The 22,575-nt window shown below is 48.2% G+C and carries 15 protein-coding genes; 3 read left to right on the top strand and 12 right to left on the bottom strand.

Annotation, left to right across the window (positions count from 1 at the left end):
* Positions 1–13: 13 nt before the first annotated feature.
* The 9 genes from pnp to mutS all read right to left on the bottom strand — a co-directional run bounded on the left by pnp (position 14) and on the right by mutS (position 12,495).
* Positions 14–2,191, bottom strand: a complete 2,178-nt coding sequence (gene pnp, locus AC52PS_RS10515; protein WP_495563023.1) for a polyribonucleotide nucleotidyltransferase — start codon at positions 2,189–2,191, stop codon at positions 14–16.
* 92 nt (positions 2,192–2,283) lie between these two features.
* Positions 2,284–2,553 carry a 30S ribosomal protein S15 gene (gene rpsO / locus AC52PS_RS10510; protein ID WP_495563022.1) on the bottom strand — a complete coding sequence of 90 codons (270 nt, stop codon included), beginning with the start codon at positions 2,551–2,553 and terminating at the stop codon, positions 2,284–2,286.
* A 174-nt stretch (positions 2,554–2,727) separates the two neighbouring features.
* Entirely contained in the window at positions 2,728–3,690 is a 963-nt protein-coding gene (gene truB, locus AC52PS_RS10505) for a tRNA pseudouridine(55) synthase TruB (protein ID WP_495563021.1), read from the bottom strand.
* Positions 3,632–4,030, bottom strand: a complete 399-nt coding sequence (gene rbfA / locus AC52PS_RS10500; RefSeq protein WP_495563020.1) for a 30S ribosome-binding factor RbfA — start codon at positions 4,028–4,030, stop codon at positions 3,632–3,634. Before rbfA ends, truB begins: the two co-directional genes overlap by 59 nt.
* Positions 4,031–4,040: 10 nt before the next feature.
* Positions 4,041–6,572 (bottom strand): translation initiation factor IF-2, encoded by a 2,532-nt coding sequence (infB, locus tag AC52PS_RS10495; RefSeq protein WP_495563019.1) that lies wholly within the window; start codon positions 6,570–6,572, stop codon positions 4,041–4,043.
* A gap of 146 nt (positions 6,573–6,718) precedes the next feature.
* Positions 6,719–8,338, bottom strand: coding sequence for a transcription termination factor NusA (gene nusA, locus AC52PS_RS10490; RefSeq protein ID WP_495563018.1), 1,620 nt, complete (start codon positions 8,336–8,338; stop codon positions 6,719–6,721).
* Between the two features lies 1 nt (position 8,339).
* Positions 8,340–8,843, bottom strand: a complete 504-nt coding sequence (locus AC52PS_RS10485; RefSeq protein WP_495563017.1) for an LSm family protein — start codon at positions 8,841–8,843, stop codon at positions 8,340–8,342.
* 220 nt (positions 8,844–9,063) lie between these two features.
* A complete protein-coding gene (locus AC52PS_RS10480; protein ID WP_495563016.1) occupies positions 9,064–9,705 on the bottom strand; it encodes a ComF family protein in 642 nt (213 codons plus the stop codon).
* Between the two features lie 180 nt (positions 9,706–9,885).
* Positions 9,886–12,495, bottom strand: a complete 2,610-nt coding sequence (mutS, locus tag AC52PS_RS10475; RefSeq protein WP_495563015.1) for a DNA mismatch repair protein MutS — start codon at positions 12,493–12,495, stop codon at positions 9,886–9,888.
* A 110-nt stretch (positions 12,496–12,605) separates the two neighbouring features.
* Here mutS and AC52PS_RS10470 point away from each other — a divergent pair, with 110 nt between their 5' ends.
* The gene (locus AC52PS_RS10470; protein WP_495563014.1) at positions 12,606–13,100 is read left to right on the top strand and encodes an STAS domain-containing protein; all 495 of its coding nucleotides are present in this window, start codon (positions 12,606–12,608) and stop codon (positions 13,098–13,100) included.
* 210 nt (positions 13,101–13,310) lie between these two features.
* Here the strand turns inward: AC52PS_RS10470 and AC52PS_RS10465 are convergent, their stop codons facing one another.
* From AC52PS_RS10465 to AC52PS_RS10455, 3 genes are all read right to left on the bottom strand, one after another.
* Positions 13,311–13,844: an OmpH/Skp family outer membrane protein gene (locus AC52PS_RS10465; RefSeq protein ID WP_495563013.1), complete on the bottom strand. Its 534-nt coding sequence runs from the start codon at positions 13,842–13,844 to the stop codon at positions 13,311–13,313.
* Positions 13,845–13,925: 81 nt separating this feature from the next.
* The gene (gene bamA, locus AC52PS_RS10460; protein ID WP_495563012.1) at positions 13,926–16,577 is read right to left on the bottom strand and encodes an outer membrane protein assembly factor BamA; all 2,652 of its coding nucleotides are present in this window, start codon (positions 16,575–16,577) and stop codon (positions 13,926–13,928) included.
* Between the two features lie 23 nt (positions 16,578–16,600).
* Positions 16,601–21,217 (bottom strand): translocation/assembly module TamB domain-containing protein, encoded by a 4,617-nt coding sequence (locus tag AC52PS_RS10455; RefSeq protein WP_495563011.1) that lies wholly within the window; start codon positions 21,215–21,217, stop codon positions 16,601–16,603.
* 81 nt (positions 21,218–21,298) lie between these two features.
* Between AC52PS_RS10455 and tmk the strand changes: the two genes are divergently transcribed.
* Both tmk and AC52PS_RS10445 read left to right on the top strand, forming a co-directional pair.
* Positions 21,299–21,934 (top strand): dTMP kinase, encoded by a 636-nt coding sequence (tmk, locus tag AC52PS_RS10450; RefSeq protein ID WP_495563010.1) that lies wholly within the window; start codon positions 21,299–21,301, stop codon positions 21,932–21,934.
* Positions 21,931–22,548 (top strand): DUF8513 domain-containing protein, encoded by a 618-nt coding sequence (locus tag AC52PS_RS10445; RefSeq protein WP_495563009.1) that lies wholly within the window; start codon positions 21,931–21,933, stop codon positions 22,546–22,548. The genes tmk and AC52PS_RS10445 overlap by 4 nt, the downstream gene beginning before the upstream one ends.
* Positions 22,549–22,575: the final 27 nt, after the last annotated feature.

Raw genomic sequence — 22,575 nt, 5'->3', positions numbered from 1 at the left:
GAGAAGGAATGTTTTAGTGGCGTCGGCGGTCCCCGCCACGACTATGACCTCTGTCGCCTCCCCGGTCTCCGCTTCTTGGGGGCCGACCGTGAGAGCCGCCTCGATCACCTCTGGGCTGAATATCTTCATCAACCAGAGTTGTCAGATTGACCCGGCCCATTTTATCAATTTCGATGATCTTAACAGGAACTTCCTGGTTCAATTCAAGAACGTCTTCAACAGAATTGATCCGCTCTTTGGACATTTTGGAAATATGGCAAAGTCCTTCTTTTCCGGGCAGGAATTCGATGAATGCACCGAAGTCCACGATTCTGCGAACAACTCCGGGGTACACTTTGCCAACCTCAGGTTCTTCCAGAAGTGAAAGAAAGCTGTCTTTGGCATCCCGTGCATTCTTGGCGTCCCGGGAATAGATGGTTACCGAACCGTCGTTTTCTATATTAGTTTCAACGCTGAATTTCTCGTTCACCCCTTTGATCACTTTTCCACCGGGACCAATGAGAGTACCGATGCTTTCGGGATCTACGGTGAAGCTGATAATTCTGGGTGCATATTCGCTGAGCTCGCTTTCCGGCTCGGCAATCAGAGAGTTCATGATGCCCAGAATATGCATTCTTCCTTCTTTTGCCTGCGACAGAGCGGTCTTCATGATGTCCGGGCTCACATTGGATACTTTTATATCCATCTGGAAAGCAGTAATACCGTTTTCCGTACCCGCAACCTTGAAATCCATGTCACCCAAATGATCTTCTTCGCCCAAAATATCGCTGAGAATCACAGAATCGTTGCCTTCCTGAACCATGCCCATTGCGATACCCGCAACAGGTTTGGATACCGGAACACCGGCATTCAGAAGTGAAAGACTTCCACCGCACACCGTCGCCATGGATGATGAGCCGTTGGATTCAAGGACCTCGGAAACCACACGGATGGTATAGGGGAAATCACCCTTGGTCGGTAAGACAGATGCAAGAGCTCTGTGCGCCAGGTGTCCGTGTCCGATTTCCCGGCGCCCTGTTCCCAGACGGCCGGTCTCGCCCACGCTGTATGGAGGGAAATTGTAGTGAAGCATAAATGCTTGCCTTTTATCTCCGTCGATATCATCCATGATTTGTTCATCCCTGGCTGTTCCGAGGGTGGTAATGGCAAGGGCCTGGGTTTCTCCACGGGTAAAGAGGGCTGAACCATGCACCCTGGGAAGAACATCTTTTTCCACGGTGATGGGACGGATATCTGTGGGTGAACGACCGTCAACCCTGAGTTTGTTTTCTATAATGGACTTGCGGAGAATTTCCTGCTCGATATCTTCAAATACCGCCTTGAATTTTTTCTGATCTTCATCGGCAATTTGGTCTGCGTATTCTTCCTTAAACTGTTCAACCACCTGGCGGATAGCCGCGTAGCGCTCGAACTTACCTTTCACGAAGCAGGCTTTTTCAAGAAGAGGATATGCTTTTTTGTGGATTTCATCCTTAAAAGGAAAGCTGTCATCAACTTCCACCAGAGGGAGTTTTTCTTTTCCAGCAAGCTTTCGCAGCTCAAGCTGAGCATTACAAAGATCGGTGATCACAGGACGGGCCTTTTCGATGGCTTCGATCATCTGTTCTTCGCTTACTTCCTTGGCACCGCCTTCAACCATCGTAATGCCTTCAAGGGTTCCGGCAACAATGATATCCAACAGGCTGCGCTCAACCTGCTCAAAGCTGGGGTTTACCACATATTCATCATCGACATAGCTTACTCTGACAGCACCAACAGGTCCGTCAAAGGGAATATCGGAAACCATTACCGCTGCAGAAGCTGCCACCATTCCGATCACGTCGGGGGGATTTACCATATCGGTTGAAATTGTTGTGGGTACCAACTGAATTTCCCGCTTGAAGGATTTGCTGAAGAGGGGACGCATGGGCCGGTCTATGAGTCGGGAAACAAGGATTTCCTTATCTTTCGGGCGTCCTTCCCGTTTTAGAAAACCGCCGGGAATTTTTCCCGCTGCGTAATACTTTTCGTTGTAATCCACACTCAGGGGAACGTAGTCTAGATCCTCTACGGGTTTGGAACCGCAACAAACTGTGGCAAGGACGGCAGAACCGCCGAAGGTTGCAAATATGGCGCCGTTTGCCTGTTTGGCCATGCGGCCGGTTTCGAGGACAAGTTCCTCTGCGCCAATTTTTAGTGTTACACGATGCATTATTTCTCCTAATCGCCTACCATTATAGCACAAAACCGGGAAACTGCGCCCCGGAAGGGGACGAACTTCCCGGTTTTGTCAGGGCGAATCAGCTATTTACGCAGATTCAGTTCGCTGAGAAGCGTTCGGTAACCTTCGAGATCCTTGCCTTTTAAGTATCTCAGCAGGCGACGACGCTGGCCGACCAACTTAAGAAGACCCCGTCTCGAGGAATGATCCTTCTTATGGTTCTTCAGATGCTCGGTTAGCTCAGTGATTCTCTCGGTGAGAAGGGCAATCTGCACTTCGGTTTTTCCGGTATTCGTTTCGCTACCGCCGAACTTGTCCACAACTGTCTGTATCTGTTCTTTTGTAAGAGACATTAAATGATACTCCTTGATAATCTTACTCGTACTTGATTGTATATCATCCTCATGATGGTGGCGAAAGACAGTATGTCCCAGTCATGAAGACTAAATCACGAAGAATGACAGCACATTATTATCTTGATGAACGGGACTCATGTCAAGGGTCACCCGTTTAGCATGAGCCCCGGGTTATGAGATCTTGTGAAACACTCCTCGATACCTAAGCCGGTTTTCCGGCTGAATTAATTCCGGGGCTTGAAACAGCGCAGCAAGCTCATCTTGTTCATCAACCGCCGCATATATCTGGTCGGGAAGTGAATTACCGATTTTCTGAATCATGGGTTTTCCAAGATCCTGATAGAACACATCTTTCCCCTGCCGCATTCGTTGAGCAAGCTCTGTGTCCACAGAAAAAAGCTGAAATCCGGGGATTCGGCGGATGAGGGCGCTCCCGCAAATCATATGGCCGATAATCCAGTCCGGATCTTTTTCACGAATCTCATCCAGACTCAAAGCATCTTCCAGCTTGAATGAACCTACCCTGCTTCGCAGAAGCCGGGTCACATATGCCCTGCTTTCAAGGGCCAGACCAATATCCCGGGCAAAACTCCGGATATAGGTGCCTTTTGAACAGTGGATATCAAATTCTCCATAAGGAGGATCCCATGTTGTGCAGGTGAGTGAATGTATCCGGACGTTTCGGGATGGAATCTCAAAATCATCGCCCTTGAGACTCCGTTTATACGCACGCTGACCGTCAACATGCACCGCGGAATACTTGGGCGGAACCTGCTGAATATCTCCCCGAAAGCGTTGGAGAATATCATCCAGGCGGGATCCGTCAGGAAGGGGGGCGTTGGCCGTGACCTCTCCCTCCGGGTCCAGAGTGGATGTTTCCTTTCCAAACTCCAGTCTGGCATGGTAGTGTTTATCCATGTTGCTCAAATATTGCACAAAGCGGGTTCCCTGTCCGGCGAATACCAGCATTAACCCGGTGGCAAATTTATCCAAGGTGCCCGCATGACCCACCTTTTTAATGCCCAATGCTTTTTTTAGAGGTGAAAGTAGTTGAAAACTGGTAATTCCCGGCGGTTTATTGATCAGAATCAGTCCCGGGGGAATCTTTCTCTCCGGGTTCTTCCTGCTGGACATTCAGTTCCTTTAATTTCTGGGTAACTTCAAAACCTTTGGATATACCGTCATCTCGGACAAATGTGAGCTTCGGTGTGTTTCGGGTGTGCATCCGCTTGCCCAAGTGTCGTTGAATAAAGCCGGCTGCAGAGTTCAAACCCTCCACAGCCTCATTGATATCCCGGTCGTTCAGATAGGCACTGATATGAATTCGGGCATAGGCAAGATCCCGGGATACCTCCACAGCGCTGATGCTGAGCATGGTATTCACCCGGTGATCCTTTACGTCCCCTTTCATAATCAGTTCACTGACAATTTGTGTGACCTGATGCTCTACCTTTTGCAAGCGAAAATTGCCCATATATTTCGGTTTATTCCTTATCCCCGTTTTCAGAGGATGCCTTTTTTTCCTTGGCCTGTTCTTTTTCCAGTTCTACAAGGGTTTTGCCCAATTTTCGAGCGATCTCTTTAACCTGGAAGACTTCAATAATATCTCCCACTTTAACATCGTTATGATTTTCGAGACCTACACCACATTCATAACCCTGGGCGACTTCTTTTGCATCGTCCTTAAAGCGCTTGAGTGAACTGAGCTTCCCGCTGAAGATTTCAACGCCTTCACGATACAGACGTGCAATGCTGTTTCTGCGCACCAGACCATTTGTAACGTATGAACCTGCAATGACACCCACCTTGGGGACCTTGAAGGTATCCCGAACTTCAATGGTACCGATATGCTCTTCTTTCAGTTCTGGTTGGAGCATTCCTTCCATTGCAGAGCGAATATCTTCAACCACATCATAAATGATGCTGTATTTACGGATCTCTACCTTTTCCTGATCAGCCAGAATCTGAGCTCTTGATGTGGGGCGCACATGGAAACCTACAATGATGGCATTTGATGCAGCCGCAAGGTTAATATCGCTATCGTTTATGGCGCCTGCTCCGGCATGAATTACTGAAAGCCGTATTTCAGGAGTTGAGAGCTTCTCAAGAGCTCCCTGTATTGCTTCAACGGACCCCTGTACATCACCTTTGATAATGATCTTGAGATCCTGAATGGAACCCTGCTGAATGCTGTCGTACAGGTTATCCAGGGTGATCTTTTTCACGTTTTTGGCAGCTTCCATTTTCTTGAGTTCCTGCCGTTTATCACCAACCTGACGGGCCTGACGCTCTGTAGCTGTCATCTGGAACGGATCCCCGGCGTCGGGAATACCGGAAAGACCGATGATCTCTACCGGCATAGATGGTCCTGCTTCCTCCACCTGCTGCCCGCGGTCATTGAACATGGCCCTGATACGTCCGGGATACACACCGGCAACGAAGTTATCGCCAACCTTCATGCTTCCCCGTTCGATTAGAACGGTGGCGACAGTTCCCCGCCCCTGGTCAATTTTGGATTCAATAATCTTACCTTCCGCACGGGTGCTGTGGTTGGACTTCAGCTCCAGCACCTCTGATTGCAGAAGTACACCTTCAAGAAGTTCATTGATCCCTTCCCGCTTCAGAGCGGAGATTTCATGAAACATGGTATCGCCGCCCCAGTCTTCAGCTAAAAGCTTGTAGTCGGCAAGCTGTTGCTTCACACGATCTATATTGGCTTCCGGAAGATCAACCTTGTTAACGGCAACCACAATGGGAACTTTTGCATCCTGGGCATGCCGAATAGCTTCAACGGTCTGAGGCATGACGCCGTCATTTGCAGCAACCACAAGAATAACGATATCGGTTACCTGTGCTCCCCGGGCACGCATGAGCGTAAAGGCTTCATGTCCGGGAGTGTCCAGGAAGGTGATCTTACCGCCCTTGGTTTCCACCTGATATGCACCTATGTGCTGGGTTATCCCCCCTGATTCATCGGCAACCACATCTGTAAAGCGAATGGCATCCAGAAGTTTCGTTTTACCATGGTCTACATGACCCATAACGGTGACGATGGGAGGTCTGTCCCGCAGTTCAGCGTCTTTATCGTCCTCTGTTTCGATAATTGTTTCATCGTACAGAGACACAATATTGACTTCACAACTGTATTCCGCAGCCAGAATGGTGGCCGTTTCCGCATCTATCTGCTGGTTGATGGTTACCATCATGCCCATACCCATCAGCTTACCGATAAGATCGCTGGCTTTCAGATTCATTTTTCTAGCCAGTTCACTCACGGTAATAACTTCCATAATATCTATGGACTTGGGTACCGGATTGGTTTTCTGCACCGGTTTCTTCCGGTTGAAATGAATTTCTTTTTCTTTGTGCTTCTCTTTCCGCTTATAATTATCGTTTTTTTTGGATTTAAAGAACTTTTTGCTGCTCTGCTTTTGCTCTCCGTTGGGAGGCATGGGTGCAGGAGGTGCACCAGGGCCTCGAAAACCCCCGCCTGTGCCTCCTGGTTTCTTATTGAACCTGCCTGGACCGCCCCGGTTGTCGCCTCTGGGCGGTGCACCGCCTCTATTGGGACCTCTACCCCCGTCCCGGTTCTGTGGTCTTCCAGGTCCGCCGGTTGCACCAGGTGTGCTGCTGCTTTTATTACTCCGGAAGGAACGGTGAGGTTTATCTCCCTTTCCGCGGTTCTTGTCTCTCGGGCCTACGTACTTACCACCAACAATTCCCTGCTTGGTCGCGGTATTCTTGGAGTCGTCGGCATCTGCCGCCTTCGGTTTTTTAGATACGGTACCTGCAGACCGGGGCGTCTTTGAGTCGGGTTTTTTCCCTGGGCTTTTATCCCCGGCAGATTTTGGAGCATCAGGTCTTTTGCCTTCGCCGGCCGTTTTTTTAGCACTTTCTTTTTCCGCGGAAGGCTCTGCGCTTTCTTTCTGGACTTTGCTGCGTTTTTCTTCCCCGTTCTCTTTGCCTTCCTTGGCGCCGGAGGACTCAGTCTTACTGGATTTACGCTTTACAACCACTTTCCTTTTCGGCTTCTTATTCTCCGAAGCCGATTTTTCAGCGGATTTTTGCGCAGAAGTTTCCTTTCGGTGTTTTATGAGTTCTGCTTTTGGTTTTTGTTCTTGTTCTTGGTCCTGAGCCATATCTATCCTTTCTGCCCCTCGTTCTACTCATCTTCTTCTTCGATGATCTCAACGGTGTCCATGATTATATTCTGAATTGTGAGAACATCGTCTTCATTCAGCCCGGGTATTTCTGCTATTTCGTCGTCTTCCATATTCAGCAAATCCACAATTTCCACAATACCCTTGGCTTTCAATGTCTCCACTATATGCCCCGGTATACCCGGCAGCTCTGAGATCAGGTTGATCTCCTCTTCTTCATAATCATCTTCATCATCGTTTTGTTCTTCCTCTTTATCATCAGCCTCATAGTATTGTTCTTTTGATTCCTCATCAAGGGGTTCAGACTCATCCTGCCCGTCCTCGTCTGATTCTTCCTCGATGATTTCAAGATTCTCGCGGATGATCTGCTGAAGAAGCTCAACATCATCTTCAGTAAGGCCATCGAGCTGAGTCATTTCGTCGGCTTCAAGATTTACCAGGTCTTCGATGTACTCAATATTATCCCGGTTCAAAATTGCTACCAGGCGGTCGCTGATATCGGGCAATTCTGCAATCCGGGTAATCTCCACATCGTCGCTGAACAGATCGTTGATTGCCTGTTTACTTGCAATGGTAATGTCCATCTCTTCGAACTGGGCCTCGGTTTTTACGTCGATATTCCAGTCTACCAGACGGTTTGCCAGGCGGACGTTCAGCCCCTGCTTACCTATTGCAAGACTCAACTGATCTTCATCCACAATGGCAAGGGCGTGTTTCTTAGCCTCATCCAGTATCAGCACCTGTTTCACATTCGCCGGGCTGAGGGCATTTTTGATGAGATCCCGGGGATCGGTTTCGAATTTTAGAATATCGATTTTCTCACCTTCAAGCTCACGGACAACTGCCTGAATCCGCACTCCTTTGAGCCCCACACAGGCACCCACAGGATCCACGTCCTGACGGTTTGAATACACGGCAATTTTGGTTCGGTAACCGGGCTCCCGAACAATCTTAAAAATCTCGACTGTTTTATCGTAAATCTCAGGAACTTCAAGTTCAAAAATTTTCCGAACGAATTCCGAATGTGTCCGGGTAAGAATGATCTGCAGACCGGAGGCTGTTTTATTCACCTCGTAGATCATGGCTTTAATACGGTCATTGGGCCGGTACGCTTCCCGGGGGCTTTGATACCGTCGGGGCAGCAGACCTTCGGTTTTTCCCAGATCAACGAAGATGGTACCGTTACGTTCCCTCTGATAATATCCGATAATCATTTCCCCTTCTTTTCCTTTAAATTCGGAATAGAGGGTGTCTTTCTGGATTTCTCTGAGAGTCTGACGTGCTTTCTGTTTAGCGCTCTGTACCGCCACCCTGTCAAACTCTTTAGGGTCGATTTCTATGAGAAGTTCATCGCCCACCTCGGCTTCGGTATTGAGCTTTTTTGCTTCATCAAGTTCAATTTCGTTCACCGGATTATAGACATCTTCCACAATTTCTTTCTGGGCATAGATGGCTACTTCGCCGTTTTCTTCATCAAATTTAACCACCGCGTTTTCGGTGGTTCCGTAGGTTTTCTTATAGGCGGCGAGGAGAAATTCCTCAATGGTTCGTACAACAAGATCTTCTGAGATCCCCTTTTCACTTACCAATGCCCGTATTGCATCTGCAAGACCTGAAGCCATCTTATTTGACCTCCTGAAAAACTAATTGTGCTTTCACAATTTCGTTGGTATTAATTTTTTTTGTTTCTTTGATTGATTCCGATTTACCGGAAGATGTTTTTCTGCTTTTGTTTTGGCTGCCGGCTTTCCCCTCGGGGGTCAGCATCACTTCCCCTTCAGCCGTCCGGGAAATAACTCCCCGAAACCACTGATCTCCCACCAGAACCTTTACCGCTTTTCCGGCAAAAAGCTCAAACTCGAGAAGACTTGAAAACTTCCGCTCAAGACCCGGGGAGCTGACTTCCAGTGCGATATCCCGGTTATCCAAAAGGATTTCCAGTCGGGGAAGAATGGTTCTGCTGATTTCTTCGCATTCACGGGTTCCAATGCCGTTCTCCGAAAATGCAATAATATTCACATGGACCCGCCCTTGTATATTGGCACTGTTGGCCTCGATGAGTGTGTATCCTAGGCCGCGAATTACCGGCTCGAGTTGGTCATAGAGTGCTCCGGGTTTTTCCTGCATTACGTACGATCTCCTGATAATAATCGGCGGTTAATCTTCGGTTTAACATTTACTTGATAGTTCATTAGGTCTGCCCTGCCAGGGGGCGGACATCAGCACAATAAAAAAAGAGCCGGAAGGCCGACTCTTTCAAGCTGGTGAAACTCGAATGTGTGAAATAAATATACCACATTGGAATTTTGCTGTCAATTCACCTGCAATACAATTCCCAACGTCCGGTTTAATCGCTTGCAAGGGCCAAGGCCGTGATATGCTGAAAACCTGCTTCATAGAGAAGTTGTCTGCTTCGGATCAGGGTGGCCCCCGTGGTGACTACGTCGTCCAGCAGTACTACATGAGTAGTTCCACATCCGATTTTACCCATTTCACGGCTGATCCTCTTCGTGTTGAGCTGAAAAGAGATGTTCACGTTTACCAACCTTTCTTCCCGGCTCAATGATTTCTGTGCAGTTGAACATGTGCGGGTAAGCAGCTGCCGGTATTTCATCGAATACACGAAAGGTGAATCCAGCCATTTTAACAGATGATTGCAGATCCGCTGCATATGATCATAGCCCCGATACAAACGGCTTTTTCGTGACCCCGGAGGGTGGGTTAGAAGAACGGAAAGCTTCTGACTTCCTTGTTCTGTTCCCTGTGGTTCTATCGCTATCCGGTTTTCTATAAAAAGGTTTTCCATAAGATAACTAAGATGGGTAATGAACAGTCCGGCAATCGTTTTTGAAAGCCTTCTATCGTATCCTTTTTTATACCTAATGATAATTTCTGCCAGTGTCCCGCTGTAGACTCCGCACAGGAGTATTCCTGAATCCGGTCGAATAGAGTTAGACGAGCCCGGGGTGAGCATCTCCAGACGATTCACGCAACTTCGGCAGAGACCGGGAATTCCGCCTGGGCGTGTAGGTCCAATGCCGAGATCGCCGGAACAGAGTGCACAGCATTGACCGGGGAGTGAAGAAGGCGTATTCATATGTATACTACCGGAAAAAAATGCTTACTGCCTGAGTTATGAAGAGATTGCATATGGCGGAACAGGTAATATTTACTCTTTCAGATGCTTCTGCATACGATTGAGATGATTCAGTGCTTCAATGGGCGTACAGTTATTAAGGTCCAAATGCTTAATCTCCTGGAGCACCATTTCATCCTGTCCGAATAATCCACGCTGAAACCCTCCGGATGCAATTTTCCGGCTTCCCTTCCGGGTGCTGCCCTTGGATGAGATATTCAGTCCTGAGCTGCTCTGCTGAATTTCATCAAGAATCTCACTGGCTCTGAAAATCACTTCATCGGGTATACCTGCAATCCTGGCTACATGTATTCCGTAGGAATTATTCGAGGGACCCTGCTTCACCTTGTTCAGGAAGAGAATTTCGCCGTCCTCTTCGCTGACCTGAAGGGATAAGTTCACCATTCCCTTATGTTTCATGTCGGATAATTCATGAAAGTGGGTGGCAAAAAATGTTCTGCACTGAAGGTGGTCAAGAATGTAATCGCTTACCGCCCAGGCAATGGATAATCCGTCCTGGGTACTGGTCCCCCGACCCACTTCATCCATTATCACCAAACTTTGCATGCTGGCCTGGCGAAGAATATGAGCAGTTTCATTCATTTCAACAAGAAACGTGGATTCCCCCCGTGCAAGATTATCTGACGCACCAACCCGACAGAATATCCGGTCTGCAATACCAAGTTTTGCAGACTCTGCAGGCACGAAGCTGCCGATTTGCCCCAGTAAAAGGATCAGCGCATTCTGCCGCAGAAATGTGCTCTTCCCCGCCATATTTGGACCGGTAATAAGATGAAAATAATCGCTGCCGTTTCCGCTGATTCGGGTTTCGTTGGGTACAAACGATGAATTTTCCAGAAAGGCTTCCACCACAGGATGGCGGCCGCCATCAATTTCCATTAACTGTTGCTCAGTCATTTCCGGGCGGGTATACCCTCTGAGGGTGGCCTGATACGCGAAACTTTGGATACAATCCAGTTTGGCCAATATTTCTCCCGCCTCCTGGAGAATGGAAAGTTGCCCGGCAAGCTTGCTTCGGAGCTGAAGAAACAACTGTTGTTCACGCTCCATCCGCTGATCCCTTGATGTACTGATACGCTGTGCAAGATCCTGGAGTTCAGCCGTCGTATATCTGTCGGCGTTCACCAGATTCTGCCTGGGCTGGAAGTGTTCGGGAATATTTTTGCCCTGCGCTTTGCTTACTTCCAGGAAATATCCAACAACCTTGTTAAATTTGATCTTCAGATTACCTATTCCGCTGAGCTCTTTTTCCCTGGTTAAATATTCATCCAGTAATTGCTCGGCGTTGGATTCTGTGTTAACCAGTTCATCCACCGTTCCATCATATCCTGAACGGATAATGCCGCCATCGTGAATCTGGGTAGGAGGATCATCGAGAACCGCATCTTCAATCATGTCCGCAGCCCGCTTCAACAGGGGAATTGAATCTGGATTGAATAGATCAGACAGTCGGCTGTGATGAAGAAGCTCATACAAACTCAGTTGACTATGGATTGAGTTCCGAATGGCAACCAGATCCTTAGGATGAGCCTTCTCCATGGCCACCCGGGCGCAGAGTCTGGGAAGATCCAGGGCCTTACCGAGAATGTCCCGGCAACGGTTCAGAAGCAACTGGTCATGGTACAGAAGTTCTACATGCTCCTGTCTTCTCCGGATGTTAGATATATCCACAAGAGGCTCAAGAATCCATTGTTTCAGCAGTCGCCGTCCCATGGATGTACGGGTCTGATTGATAATAGCAAAGAGGCTCTGGTTTTCGCTTCCGTCGCCGGTGTTCCTGACCAGTTCCAGATTCTTTTGGGAATTATTGTCGATAAGCATATGATCGTCATCATGCACAACCTTAAGTGAGTTAATGTGTCGAATCCGCCTACCTGCATTTTCTTCCACGTACTGAAGAAGCGGTTTTACCGAGTCAAGCTCGGGACTGGATGGTTCAAGACCATAGGATTTCAAATTTTGGACTGACAGAATATCACAGAGAAGAGTGTAGCCGTTGGAACCGCTGTAATGCCAATCGGGGAAGCGATTGATTATTAAATTACTCCTGGCCAATTCGGCGTTCAACCATGGATAGGATTGGAAAAGAGTTTCCTGGATAAGGATTTCCCGGGGATTGTAACTGGACAATTCCCGAAGCAAACTGTTTTTCATTTGTGCTGATTCGAACGTGTTGAGTATCAGATTTCCGGTTGAGACATCAATGAATGAAAGGCTTAAGAGATTAGGTGCAGATTCGGAGGCGGAAAAACTGGCAATAAAGTTATGATCCCCGGTTTTCAGAAATTCTTCCTCAAACACTGTACCGGGTGTGAGAATTTCAACCACCTGACGTTCGGCTATGCCTTTTCCCCCATCGGGCATTTTGGTCTGTTCGCAAATGGCGACTTTTTTTCCAGCTTCGAGAAGCTTGGGAATGTACGAACCGGCGGCATGAAAGGGAATGCCGCACATGGGAATTGAGTTCCGGGCAGTCAGCGTAAGACCCAGAACCCTGCTGGCTTCCTTGGCATCTGTTTTAAACATTTCGTAGAAATCACCCAGACGAAAGAAAAGTATCTTGTCTCTGTGTCGTGATTTGATCCGTTCGTACTGCTGCATCATAGGGGTTGAATCTGACATAGTTTAGGGAGTATATTATAAAAGGAAAAGAAAAGAAATAAATATCAGAGAGAACTTGTTGAGCAAAATATGATATGTAGCATGACAATACATATTGAGGGTTAGTCCTTATGGAACACTTCTGCTTCAAACAGGAATCGGAAACCCTCTATCTGCGGGGAAGCGGCAGGCTTACATCGCAGAACAGTGAGGAATTTAAAAAAACGGTTTTCAATTTCCTGAATACACAGGCATTGCGGAAAGTACTTTTTGACCTTTCCCAATGCGATTATATGGATTCCACATTTCTGGGTGTCTTGGTGGGAATCTATAAAAAAATGAGGGGGCACGGCGATTTTTGTATTGTCAAACCCTCACATGAAGCCACCCAGCATCTACAAAGTATGGGGATGGACAAAATCATCACCATTCAGATGGAGATGACAGATTTTCCCCATGATATGGGCAGTTGCCCCAATATCCCTACCAAAGACGCAGAATCAATTCTACATGCTCATAAAAATCTTATGGAATTATCACAGACGAACGCCCAAAAATTCGCCCTTTTGGCTAGTGTTCTTGAACGCCAAGTTCAACACAGCGGAAGCAGTAAAAATCACCGCTGAACAGTAAGCTGCAGGGTCTGTGGAACCCGTCCTATTCCCCCCCCCGGCACGTTTCCTATACAACAGAAACATCCGAAAGGATATATACGGTGAGAAATGTCTCGGGAGCACCTTGCAAAATCACTGATTTTTGAAATTGCCTCATAAGGATATAAAAATAGCCGGAACGGCGGCGAATCCGTATCCGGCTCTAATCTCTCTGATAACAGGTTAACGGGCTGTGGATCTGAGCCTTTCAAGCACTAAATTGGTAATATCCACTTCCTGACTCCACCACAAGAGTTTATCATCATTTGAAGATACCACCACGGTAAATCCGTTAGCCTCGGCAACGAAGCTGATTGCACTCTGCAGCTCGCTGAGGAAGGTTTCCGAGTTCAGAAGCCGCTGCTGACGATCATAAAGCTGACGCTGCTTGATCCGCTGAAAATCCTGGATATACTGCTGCTTTTCGTATATTTCTTCATCCAGGCGCAACGCCTCATCTTGTTCACCTTCGGATTCAGCATCCAGCTTCTGCTCCTGAAGTCTTCGGAGAATGGCCACATGACCGTCCAGTTCCTGCTGGATTTCTTCTTTCAGGTTTTCCAATTCCCGTACAGCTGTGGAATCCGCAAAAAACGAATTGTACACCCTGGTAATATCCACAACTCCCACTGTTGTCAACTGCTCAGCCGCAGCACCTGTTGCGGAAAAAATTATCAGGACTGCTGCAATGATCAAATATCTTCTGCTGCTCTGCATTCTTTCTGTCTCCCTCCGGAGTTACACGTTTGGTTTACACCGCCGGGAGCGAATCCGCTCCCTGTGCGGTGTCGTATGATTTTACAGACTGATTGAGAAAATCAGGCTGAGGCCGCTTCCTTCTTTTTCAGGGTTGTTGAAGAGGTTTCCATCCTGCCAATTAACGGCGCCGTTTTCAATATTGAAAAGCTTACCCAGATATATCCGGAAGGGGAACTGGGGGATGCTGAAGCGCAGACCGGCTCCAAAGCCGAAGAGCCAGTCCTCTTCTCCCTTGCTGAAAATATCTCCCCGTTCCTGGGTAAGGCGCACCGCTTCGCCAAACATATCGAACCAGAGAATATCTTCTGATATGGGCATTCGAAGTTCCAGCCAGTTGTTCAACAGTGCTTGACCGTCACCTCTGGCGGGCCAACCGCGGCCTATGGTCATACTGTTGGTGGCAAGGAGTCTGCCCTCTGCCTCGAAACTTCCCGCTCCCGGATAAGTCCAGAACTGATTCAGCATAAGCGAGAGGCTGCTGTTTGCCGCAAGCACCATTTTCCAGCTCCAGGTATCGCTCACTTCCAGATCAAAGAGGGTTTTGTAGGCCTGAAGGGTGCTGTCAGTCCGGATATAGTTCTTGGATCCACCCAGCACTCCTCCTGTGTAGTTGAAACGTTGTTCTATAAGATACCCGTTTTGAGGGTTGAAATAGATATCCCGGTTGTCCAGCCCGATACTCATGGAAAAACGGTTTTCGAACTGGAACACCCCCAGATTTCCCCGGGTTTCATAGCTGTAAGGGCGGTATAAACTGTCATCATAACTTACATGATTTAGACTCGAAGAAATGGCCCCGTTAAGGTTAATCCAGCCAAGCTGTGTTCTTCGCCGGATGCCCGTGGAAAGGCTGCCCCCCACAGACCATTCAACATACTCCATCTTGTACTCATCGGGTACTGCGGCGGAATTTCCTCCGGCAAATTCGAAATCGGTTACCAGGTTGTATTCATCTATTTCAGTTGGAGTGGGGACCCCGGGGAAAGGCTCTCCGGCATCGTATTCAATTCCGCTATCTACGGGATATTCCGTCTCATCATTATTGAAGACATAGACACCGGTGAACGGATCCGGAACGCTGTCCCCATTCCTTTCATCCTGTTCGTCGAATAAAGGATACAAAACATCCTGCAATTCGTCTTTTCTAACCTGCCGGTCCACCTGAAGACTCGCACCACCGGACCAGCGTTCACCGAAAAGCCAGCCGTCCTGGAAATTCAGAGCAAGACTTTGCTGATTGGGGCTTATATTCAGGTCCGCTCCGATGGTTTGTCCCCTACCGAGGAAGTTGTTATCCGACCACTTCACCAGTCCCGAGAGGGGGAAATCGCCGCCGCCACCTACCGAGAAGCCCAGGCGGATATCGGTGGTTTGCCCTTCTTCCAGATTGATAATCAGATCCATGAGGCCGGGTACGCTTCCCTGGGGGGTTTCCACTGCGGGAACGTTGGCAAAATACTGGGTATTGTAGAGGTTACCGATGCCCTCCCGGATCTTGGAAGCTGAAAATACATCTCCTTCGTCGAACGGCAATTCCCGGTAAATCACCTCATCGAGGGTTTTGGTATTTCCTCTCACAATGATATTTTCAATATATGCCCTGCCCTGCTCAACAATATCCACAGAATACGAGATCTGCTGTAGAGCCTCATCCCGGCTTTCGGAGAAATTAATCTGATTAAAAATATATCCGCCCTTGTAGTACAGATCGTTCACTGCCTGAACACCCTGCTGGAAGGTTTGGATATCCAGAACATCCCCTTCATCCAGGGATATCTGGGACCGCAGTTCCTCATCGCTGAATATGGTATTTCCGTTGAAATCTATACCGCCGAAGAACCAGGCGATTCCTTCATCGATGTAATATGTGAGATCAAGAAATTGGCGGTTTTTTTCTTCATCCAGAACGATTTCCTGTTCAATATCAAGAACCTCAGCATCCACGTACCCGTTTTGTCCGTAGTACTCAAGGATTTTCTGGGTATCCAATTCCAGATTGCTGGCTTTAAAAGTTCCGGGATTGAACAGTCCCTGCTCCTTGCTTTCAATTACTGAGCGAAGCTTGTTTTCCGTTGCAAAGTTAATTCCGCTGAATGAAATATTCCGGATATTGGTTTGAAAACCCTCATCTATAATGAAATTGAGAATCCGGGCGTTCCGTTCCGGATCGGGATCTTCACTGTAATTGAATTCTACGTTTACATCGGCGAAACCCCGGTCATTGTACAAACTGATAATGGCGTCGGTGTCCATCCTGGCCTGGGAGCGGGAAACAAGGTCACCTTGAATGAGAATAATTTCGCTGAGAATCGTTTCCCGGCGAAGTTTCTGGTTTCCCTGTAGACGGATCTGGGAAATAACGGGCCGTTCCTCCACTGTGAAGCGAAGAATCAGTTCGCTGCGCTCGTCGTTTCCTGGTACGGCTTCGGGAATAATCAGATCGAAATACTCAAGGTTGTAAAGACGCCGCTGCAGATCCAGCAGGACATCCTCGGTGAATACATTCCCCAAAAAGGGTTCCACAACCCCCTGGAGATCGTTTTCAGAAACATTATTCAATCCCTGGAACTCTATGTCCACAATCGGTTTATTGAGATACCACTCTTCGTTATTCTGGCCGTCAGTCTGGGCGTATACCGCTCCCAGGGCTGTCATCAGGATCAGCAGGCTTAATACAAATCTATGCCCCATGCTCAAAACTCCTAGTAAAAATATCATTGACCTGAGCCGGGACTGAAATCCCGGGTGAAGGTCAGCGTGTGATCTGTTACCCAGAGCGTTTCCGGGTTTTCCGGTGCAAAAGACCAGGTCAGATTAAAAAACGGCGTTATCCATTCAAGGCTTACTTCCAAATCAACTTCAAGGCCGACAAGGTCGTTCACCGGTCTCTCCAGAGGGCTCTGTTCCTGGAGCTGTGCCATCGCCTCAAGGAATACCTCATCTCCAATATATTTTCCAACAAGTAATGTTGTATTCTGAAGATATTTTCCCAAGGATACCGGACTATTATTTAAAGGATATTCAGAGCCGGGGGTTACAATAACATCTTCCAACAGGTTCTGGAAGAGGCCGGTTCGAAGGGAAAAGAGATCCAAATTGAATCTGCTTCGTATTTCATCTTCAATTTCCCGGAAAACACCCACCTGGCCGAGGATTTCACTTCCGGATAATACGGCATCGCTGATGAGAATTTCGTTATCCGGGTTATTTCCCGCAACTCTTCCACCCAAAAGGGCGATGATTTCCGGTTCACTTTTTCCCGGATCCGAGGTGAATCGGGGCTGCAGCTCAGAAAGGGTATCTTCCACAATTTCCAGATAAATCCTCACCGGACCATTTTCATCTGTGCCCCTCACTTCGGCATTCAGACTGAGAAGAGGATCAAACTGTTCCTCGTTTTCATTGAATCTGATTCTTCCCTGACGAACATAAAAGTTCTGTTCAAAATAGAAAATTTCCCCTCCCCGCAGAGGAACATCCCCCACAAGGCTCATTTCATAGGGGGGCGATGCAAGCTGCAACCGGATCCCTTCGCCACTGAGTGCAGTACTTCGCAAAATAGGAAAGTTCCTGCTGGGCCAGAAAAATTCCACTCCCCTGCCGGCGCTGATTTTCAGATCTATGTCCAAAGGATTCTGGTTCTCCTGCTCCTGCTGCCCGTCTCCGGAACCACTGCTCAAGGTAATTCCTGTGGCATTTGCTTCCACATCCCCTTTGATGGAAAGTCCGCCGGTTCCAAGGTTTAGCCCGATTTGGACATCACCTGTACCCCAGCCATCCACAACCACCGATGAAAAATCATAGGAAATGGGAATGCCTTCGGGAGAAGTGGTCACATCCAGCAGTAGTTCATCGGGCACCCAACGATCCATGCTCAGACTTCCGCTTAAATCTGCCGTACCATCCCCTGCCTGAACCGGAATTTCCGGAAAATACAGGGATTTTCCCTCAAGGATAACAAAAATGGATTCCGCTGTAACTGCACCGGGGATGATATCCAGCTCGGCTTCAACATCCTTTGCGATAACCGTTCCATAAAAGTCCGGATCAACAATACTGCCGGTTACCCTTACGGCTCCCTGAGCGCTGGCACGGTTCAGAGCGATAAAACTTTCCGGATCGTTCACCAGGAGGTCCCGGAGAGAAAGCTGCATGTTGTTCAGATTCATATCGATATTGCTGTTTGTAAAAAACCCCTCTGCCTGAAATTGTACCGGCAAGGGATCTGAGAAATCTATTGAAAAGCTTCCGTCGCTGTTGATACGCCCGGAAACCGCATTAGCCGCATCTCTGGGACCGCCGCTGACCTCAAGATTGCCGCTTGCTTCCCCTATAGTAAAACTCCATGTTTCTGTCTCAAGCCCGCCGGATGCCTGGGTAACGGCGGAGACGTCCGAAGGAGCGAACAGTTGGAGTTCCCCTTCTGCATTTCCCCAAAGGTCTGACAGCTGAATTTCATTTCCTGATTGTTCCCGGATTACATCCACCGCCTTCGGCAGGCGTATGCTGCTTTGAAGGTTTTGGAACAGCTCCTTATTTCCAGATGAATCGTTCAGCAGCAGATCGGCGGTAACACGTAAGGTGGTGTCGTCAAACCCGTACCGGGCCTCAAGATTTCCCAGCCCCAGGCTGGTCACCTCCATACTGCTGTTGCTAAGCAGAATAGCTTCCGGGTTCAGCTCTCCCTGTATCAGGAACCCCAGACTGTCATTATTCAGCCGGGTTGTGAGTGATCGGGTCTGAAAATTGAGCACAGGAGCTTCAAGACTGCCGCTGACTGAGGCTTCCACTGCGATAAGACCGGAAATATCAACAAGCCCCAGTCGCCTGGTGGGGAAATTAATCAGCTCTGCGGTCCCGCTAAGCTCTCCCGAACTCAAACTCCCGGAAAAGCGGTATTCCTCCAGTTGGTTTTCCAGCACAAGATCGGCAGATACCATTGCCTGCCCAATGTCAACATTTACACTGCCCCCCCCTGAGAGAGTGGATATCATGTCCCGATACCTGATTTCCGAAATTTCAAGTCCCCGAGCTATGCTTCCTTGTGCGGATAATTCCAGATTCGAACCTTCATCTCCAGGGATTGGCAGAATCTTCATTCCGGAAATACCCAATCGTGGAATATCAATTCGTGAAGTGGCCGGACTATTCATATCCAGTTCAACATCAGCTTCAACATAGGCGCCGGCTTGGTCACCTAATGTTTCCAGAGGGATATTTCCCACTCTAAGCAATAATTTGGATAAATCCTGCCCTGCCAAATACTGGAGCGAACTGTCATAGCTGCCTTTTAGCTCCGCATTTCCGCTATCCGGTTGATAGTTAACGGAGAAACTGTAGGGAAAGCCGTTCAAGCTGCTGTCCATATCCAGGAAATACGCCGCTGGAGACCTGAAATCCCCGGTTCCCGATAGTTTCACGGAGGCGGACTCATAGTTCAACCGAATGCTTGGAATTCTGAGCTCCCCGTTCTTAAATACTGCAGTGAGATCAAGAAAGTCCTGCCCCGCTATCTGCAATTCTTCGTTGCCAGATTCAGCAATGCGGAAATTCCGGGTTTGTATTATTACGTTCTGGTCCTTCCCGCTGATGGAACTATTTCCCTGGATGGCCCCTTGGATAGAGGCTGCTTTGAGGGGCTCAGGCAGCTGGAGGGAGGCTCTGCTTTCCCGGGAAAGGGTCAATGCTGCGTCTATGCTCTCTTGAAGAGAAATATCATTGAATCTCAAGGTAAAACTGCTCTGATCCAGCTGAATCTTGTTATCTGACAATTTCGAATTCCCGGAAAACTCTATACTTCCCCTGCCTGAACTGAGACTGCTGCGGATATCTGTCAGCACCTGTTGATCCTCTAAACGGGCGGAGAACTGTGTGTTTCCGATTTTCAGATTCTCGATAACCGATCTGCTCAATTCGCCGTTCAACTGGGAATTTTGGAAATCCATCTGGAAATCGGTGTTGAACACAGGGGCATTCATAAGATCCCCAGCTTCCACCCTGCCCGCTGCCCGAAACATCAACGGCTGATCCTGAACAAATCCTTCAACGGCAAGATAATTTCCGCTGTCCGATTGATATTCCAGATTATTCACAAGAAGCCTTCGATTCTCAAATGTTAAATCGGTGCTGAGATTCCCCACTTCATCAAGAAACGGTGTATAGCCTGTAAGATCTATCCATCCTTCCCCGGAAGATTCGGCAATGCTGCTCCCCACCCGGAAACTGACACCCGCCGAGAGAACAGAACCCAAAAGCGTATTGTAAACCGGATCTCCCGCATTGAGACTGAGTACATTTGCAGGGGTCCACTCTGCCGCATTGAAAGTAATATCGATAATTTCCGATGAGATACGATGCCTGAATTCAAGCCCGAATGGTTGCCGACCTTCAAGACTGCGAAAGACTGCTTCCCCCTGTTCAAGCCCCAAATAAAATTCAAGAGGCTGGAGACGGAACAGCTCCGACTGAACATCCCGTGTGCTGATGAATACTTGCAGCTGTGTTTCCATGAGGATCTCTTCCAGGGTCTCCGTTCCCACATCCGAAACCGGCGAAATTCTCTGGGTCCGAAGGTCGGGAGGAACGATCGCCGTTCCCCGGATTTCACTCACGCCATTTAAACGAAACGTATCTTCCGGAGCTTCCAGATCCAGTTCACTGACTGTGATAACTTCAACACTGATCTCCCGGCCATCGAGTCGGATGAATCCTGAAGAAATCCGGTTTCTCGAGAGAACCCCCCTCCGGTCCTGACCCGAAGGGCTCTCCTGTCGGTATTCCACCGCCAAATTCCGTACGGTGAGGGTCAGTTCACGGGATATCCGCGAAAGAAAACCGGATACCCCGCTGATGGGAATATCCAAACCGTCTAAAAATGAGGATGAAATCAGGGCTCCATTCTCTGTGTCCGATTCGGAAGAACTGGAAGAATCGGCAAGGGGTTTGGTTTCCGGGGAGAAAAGCCGGTGAAGATACATATCCCCGCCGCGGATCTCAACCGTCTGGGGAGCTGCCAAAGCATTACCCCGGAGCACTTCCCGAATATCGTAGCGGAAAATCAAACGGTCTATGGTGAGAAGGGTCACATTATTATCATCATAAACCCTGAGATTCCGGATTTCGATATAGCTGAAAATGGAAGGGTGAATGGAAGAGAATTCAATATTGTTTCCCAGACTCTCCTCGATGAATAAAAGAATCTCGTTCTTCAATACGCCCACCCGCTCACTGAGCTGCTGCTGCACGGGATAGAATACCAGGAGTGTGAGGAGAATGAGGAGGAATACAACTGTTATCTGGAGAACCGCAATGAAGCGGTATTCGGCTTTCACATCTACCTCATTATTGAAGAGCTGGCGCTTTTTAACTATAACTGTATCACAGTCTAATCATAAAGAAAAAGGCGGGAAATAGTGTTTGGTAACAGCGGTCTGTTGAAAGGCCTGATAGTATTTGAAGGCCTTGACGGGGCCGGCACCACTACACAGCTGCGCAGGCTCACAGCGAGGCTTTCGGATAACGGGAGTCCCTTTTTCACCACATTCGAACCCACAGATGGAAGCATCGGACAGGTAATCCGAAGGGCTCTGGGAGGAAAAGAGAATTTACAGCGGGAAACGCTTGCCCGGCTATTCGCCGCAGATCGTTGTGAACATCTGCAGGGAAGCAAGGGAATGATTGAACAAGTAGAACAGGGCAATCTTGTAATCACCGACCGTTATCTGTTCTCATCACTTGCATACCAGGGATTGGATTTGGGTATGGAAAGAGTATGGGAGTTCAACAGAGACTTTCCGCTGCCGGAAATCGTGTTTTTCTTTGATATTCCCCCGGAGGATGGAGAGCGCAGATACTCACAGAGAAAGCATCTGGAAATATATGAGACCTTGAGTACCCAGCAGAAAGTGCGTGTAAACTATTTGGAAATTCTTTCCCAGCTGGGGTCAACAGCATGTCAGGTTGTCACCATTGACTCCACAAAGAGTATAGATAAAATTTCAGATCAGGTATGGAGTATTGTCTCCGGGCATCCGATAGTAAAAGTGTGAAAGTCCGACAAAGCGCTCTATTGTTCATTGCAATTCTCATCCTTTTTTCCAGTGGCGGGCCGCGTATTCATGCATACCGTCTCATCTACCGTGAGCAGCTGTATGAACTTCATCACCGTCAATTATATAATTATCCGTTGGATATCGCTGAGAATATTCATTGGCTGGAAACAGCTCTGCGGGCTGATTTTGCGAACCCCCTGAACGCTCTTGCCCGAATTGAAAGCGAACGGGAGTGGGATAAATACCGTCCGTTGTTCACCATGCACTTGAATCTCAAACTGACTGAACTCTACCTTCTGTGGGCAACAGGATATTATAAATTCGACGCCTTCTTTTATAATTATCCATGGCGGGAGCAAAATCTGGATAGTCTGGATAAATCCGAGACACTGTTGAATTATGCCCTGGTCTATTGGGATGAAGCACAGAAGTATGCCGGTGAAGCGGATGAATTCCAATGGCTCTACCTTGAAGAAGTGCAGTACTGGGAAGACGAGCTGTACAGAATTCAGCAGGGTGAACTGGATTATCGAAGAATTATTAATAAACATCTGGAGCGTCTGAGAGAAGTCAGGGCCGAGTTCCAGGCAATGGATGAATCAACATACTGAACCCCCAACCCCGGCCTGCCTGGATTT

This window comes from Salinispira sp., assembly GCF_059431795.1.
The sequence above is the reverse complement of the archived record's forward strand: the minus strand, read 5'-3'. Positions and strand labels throughout refer to the sequence as shown.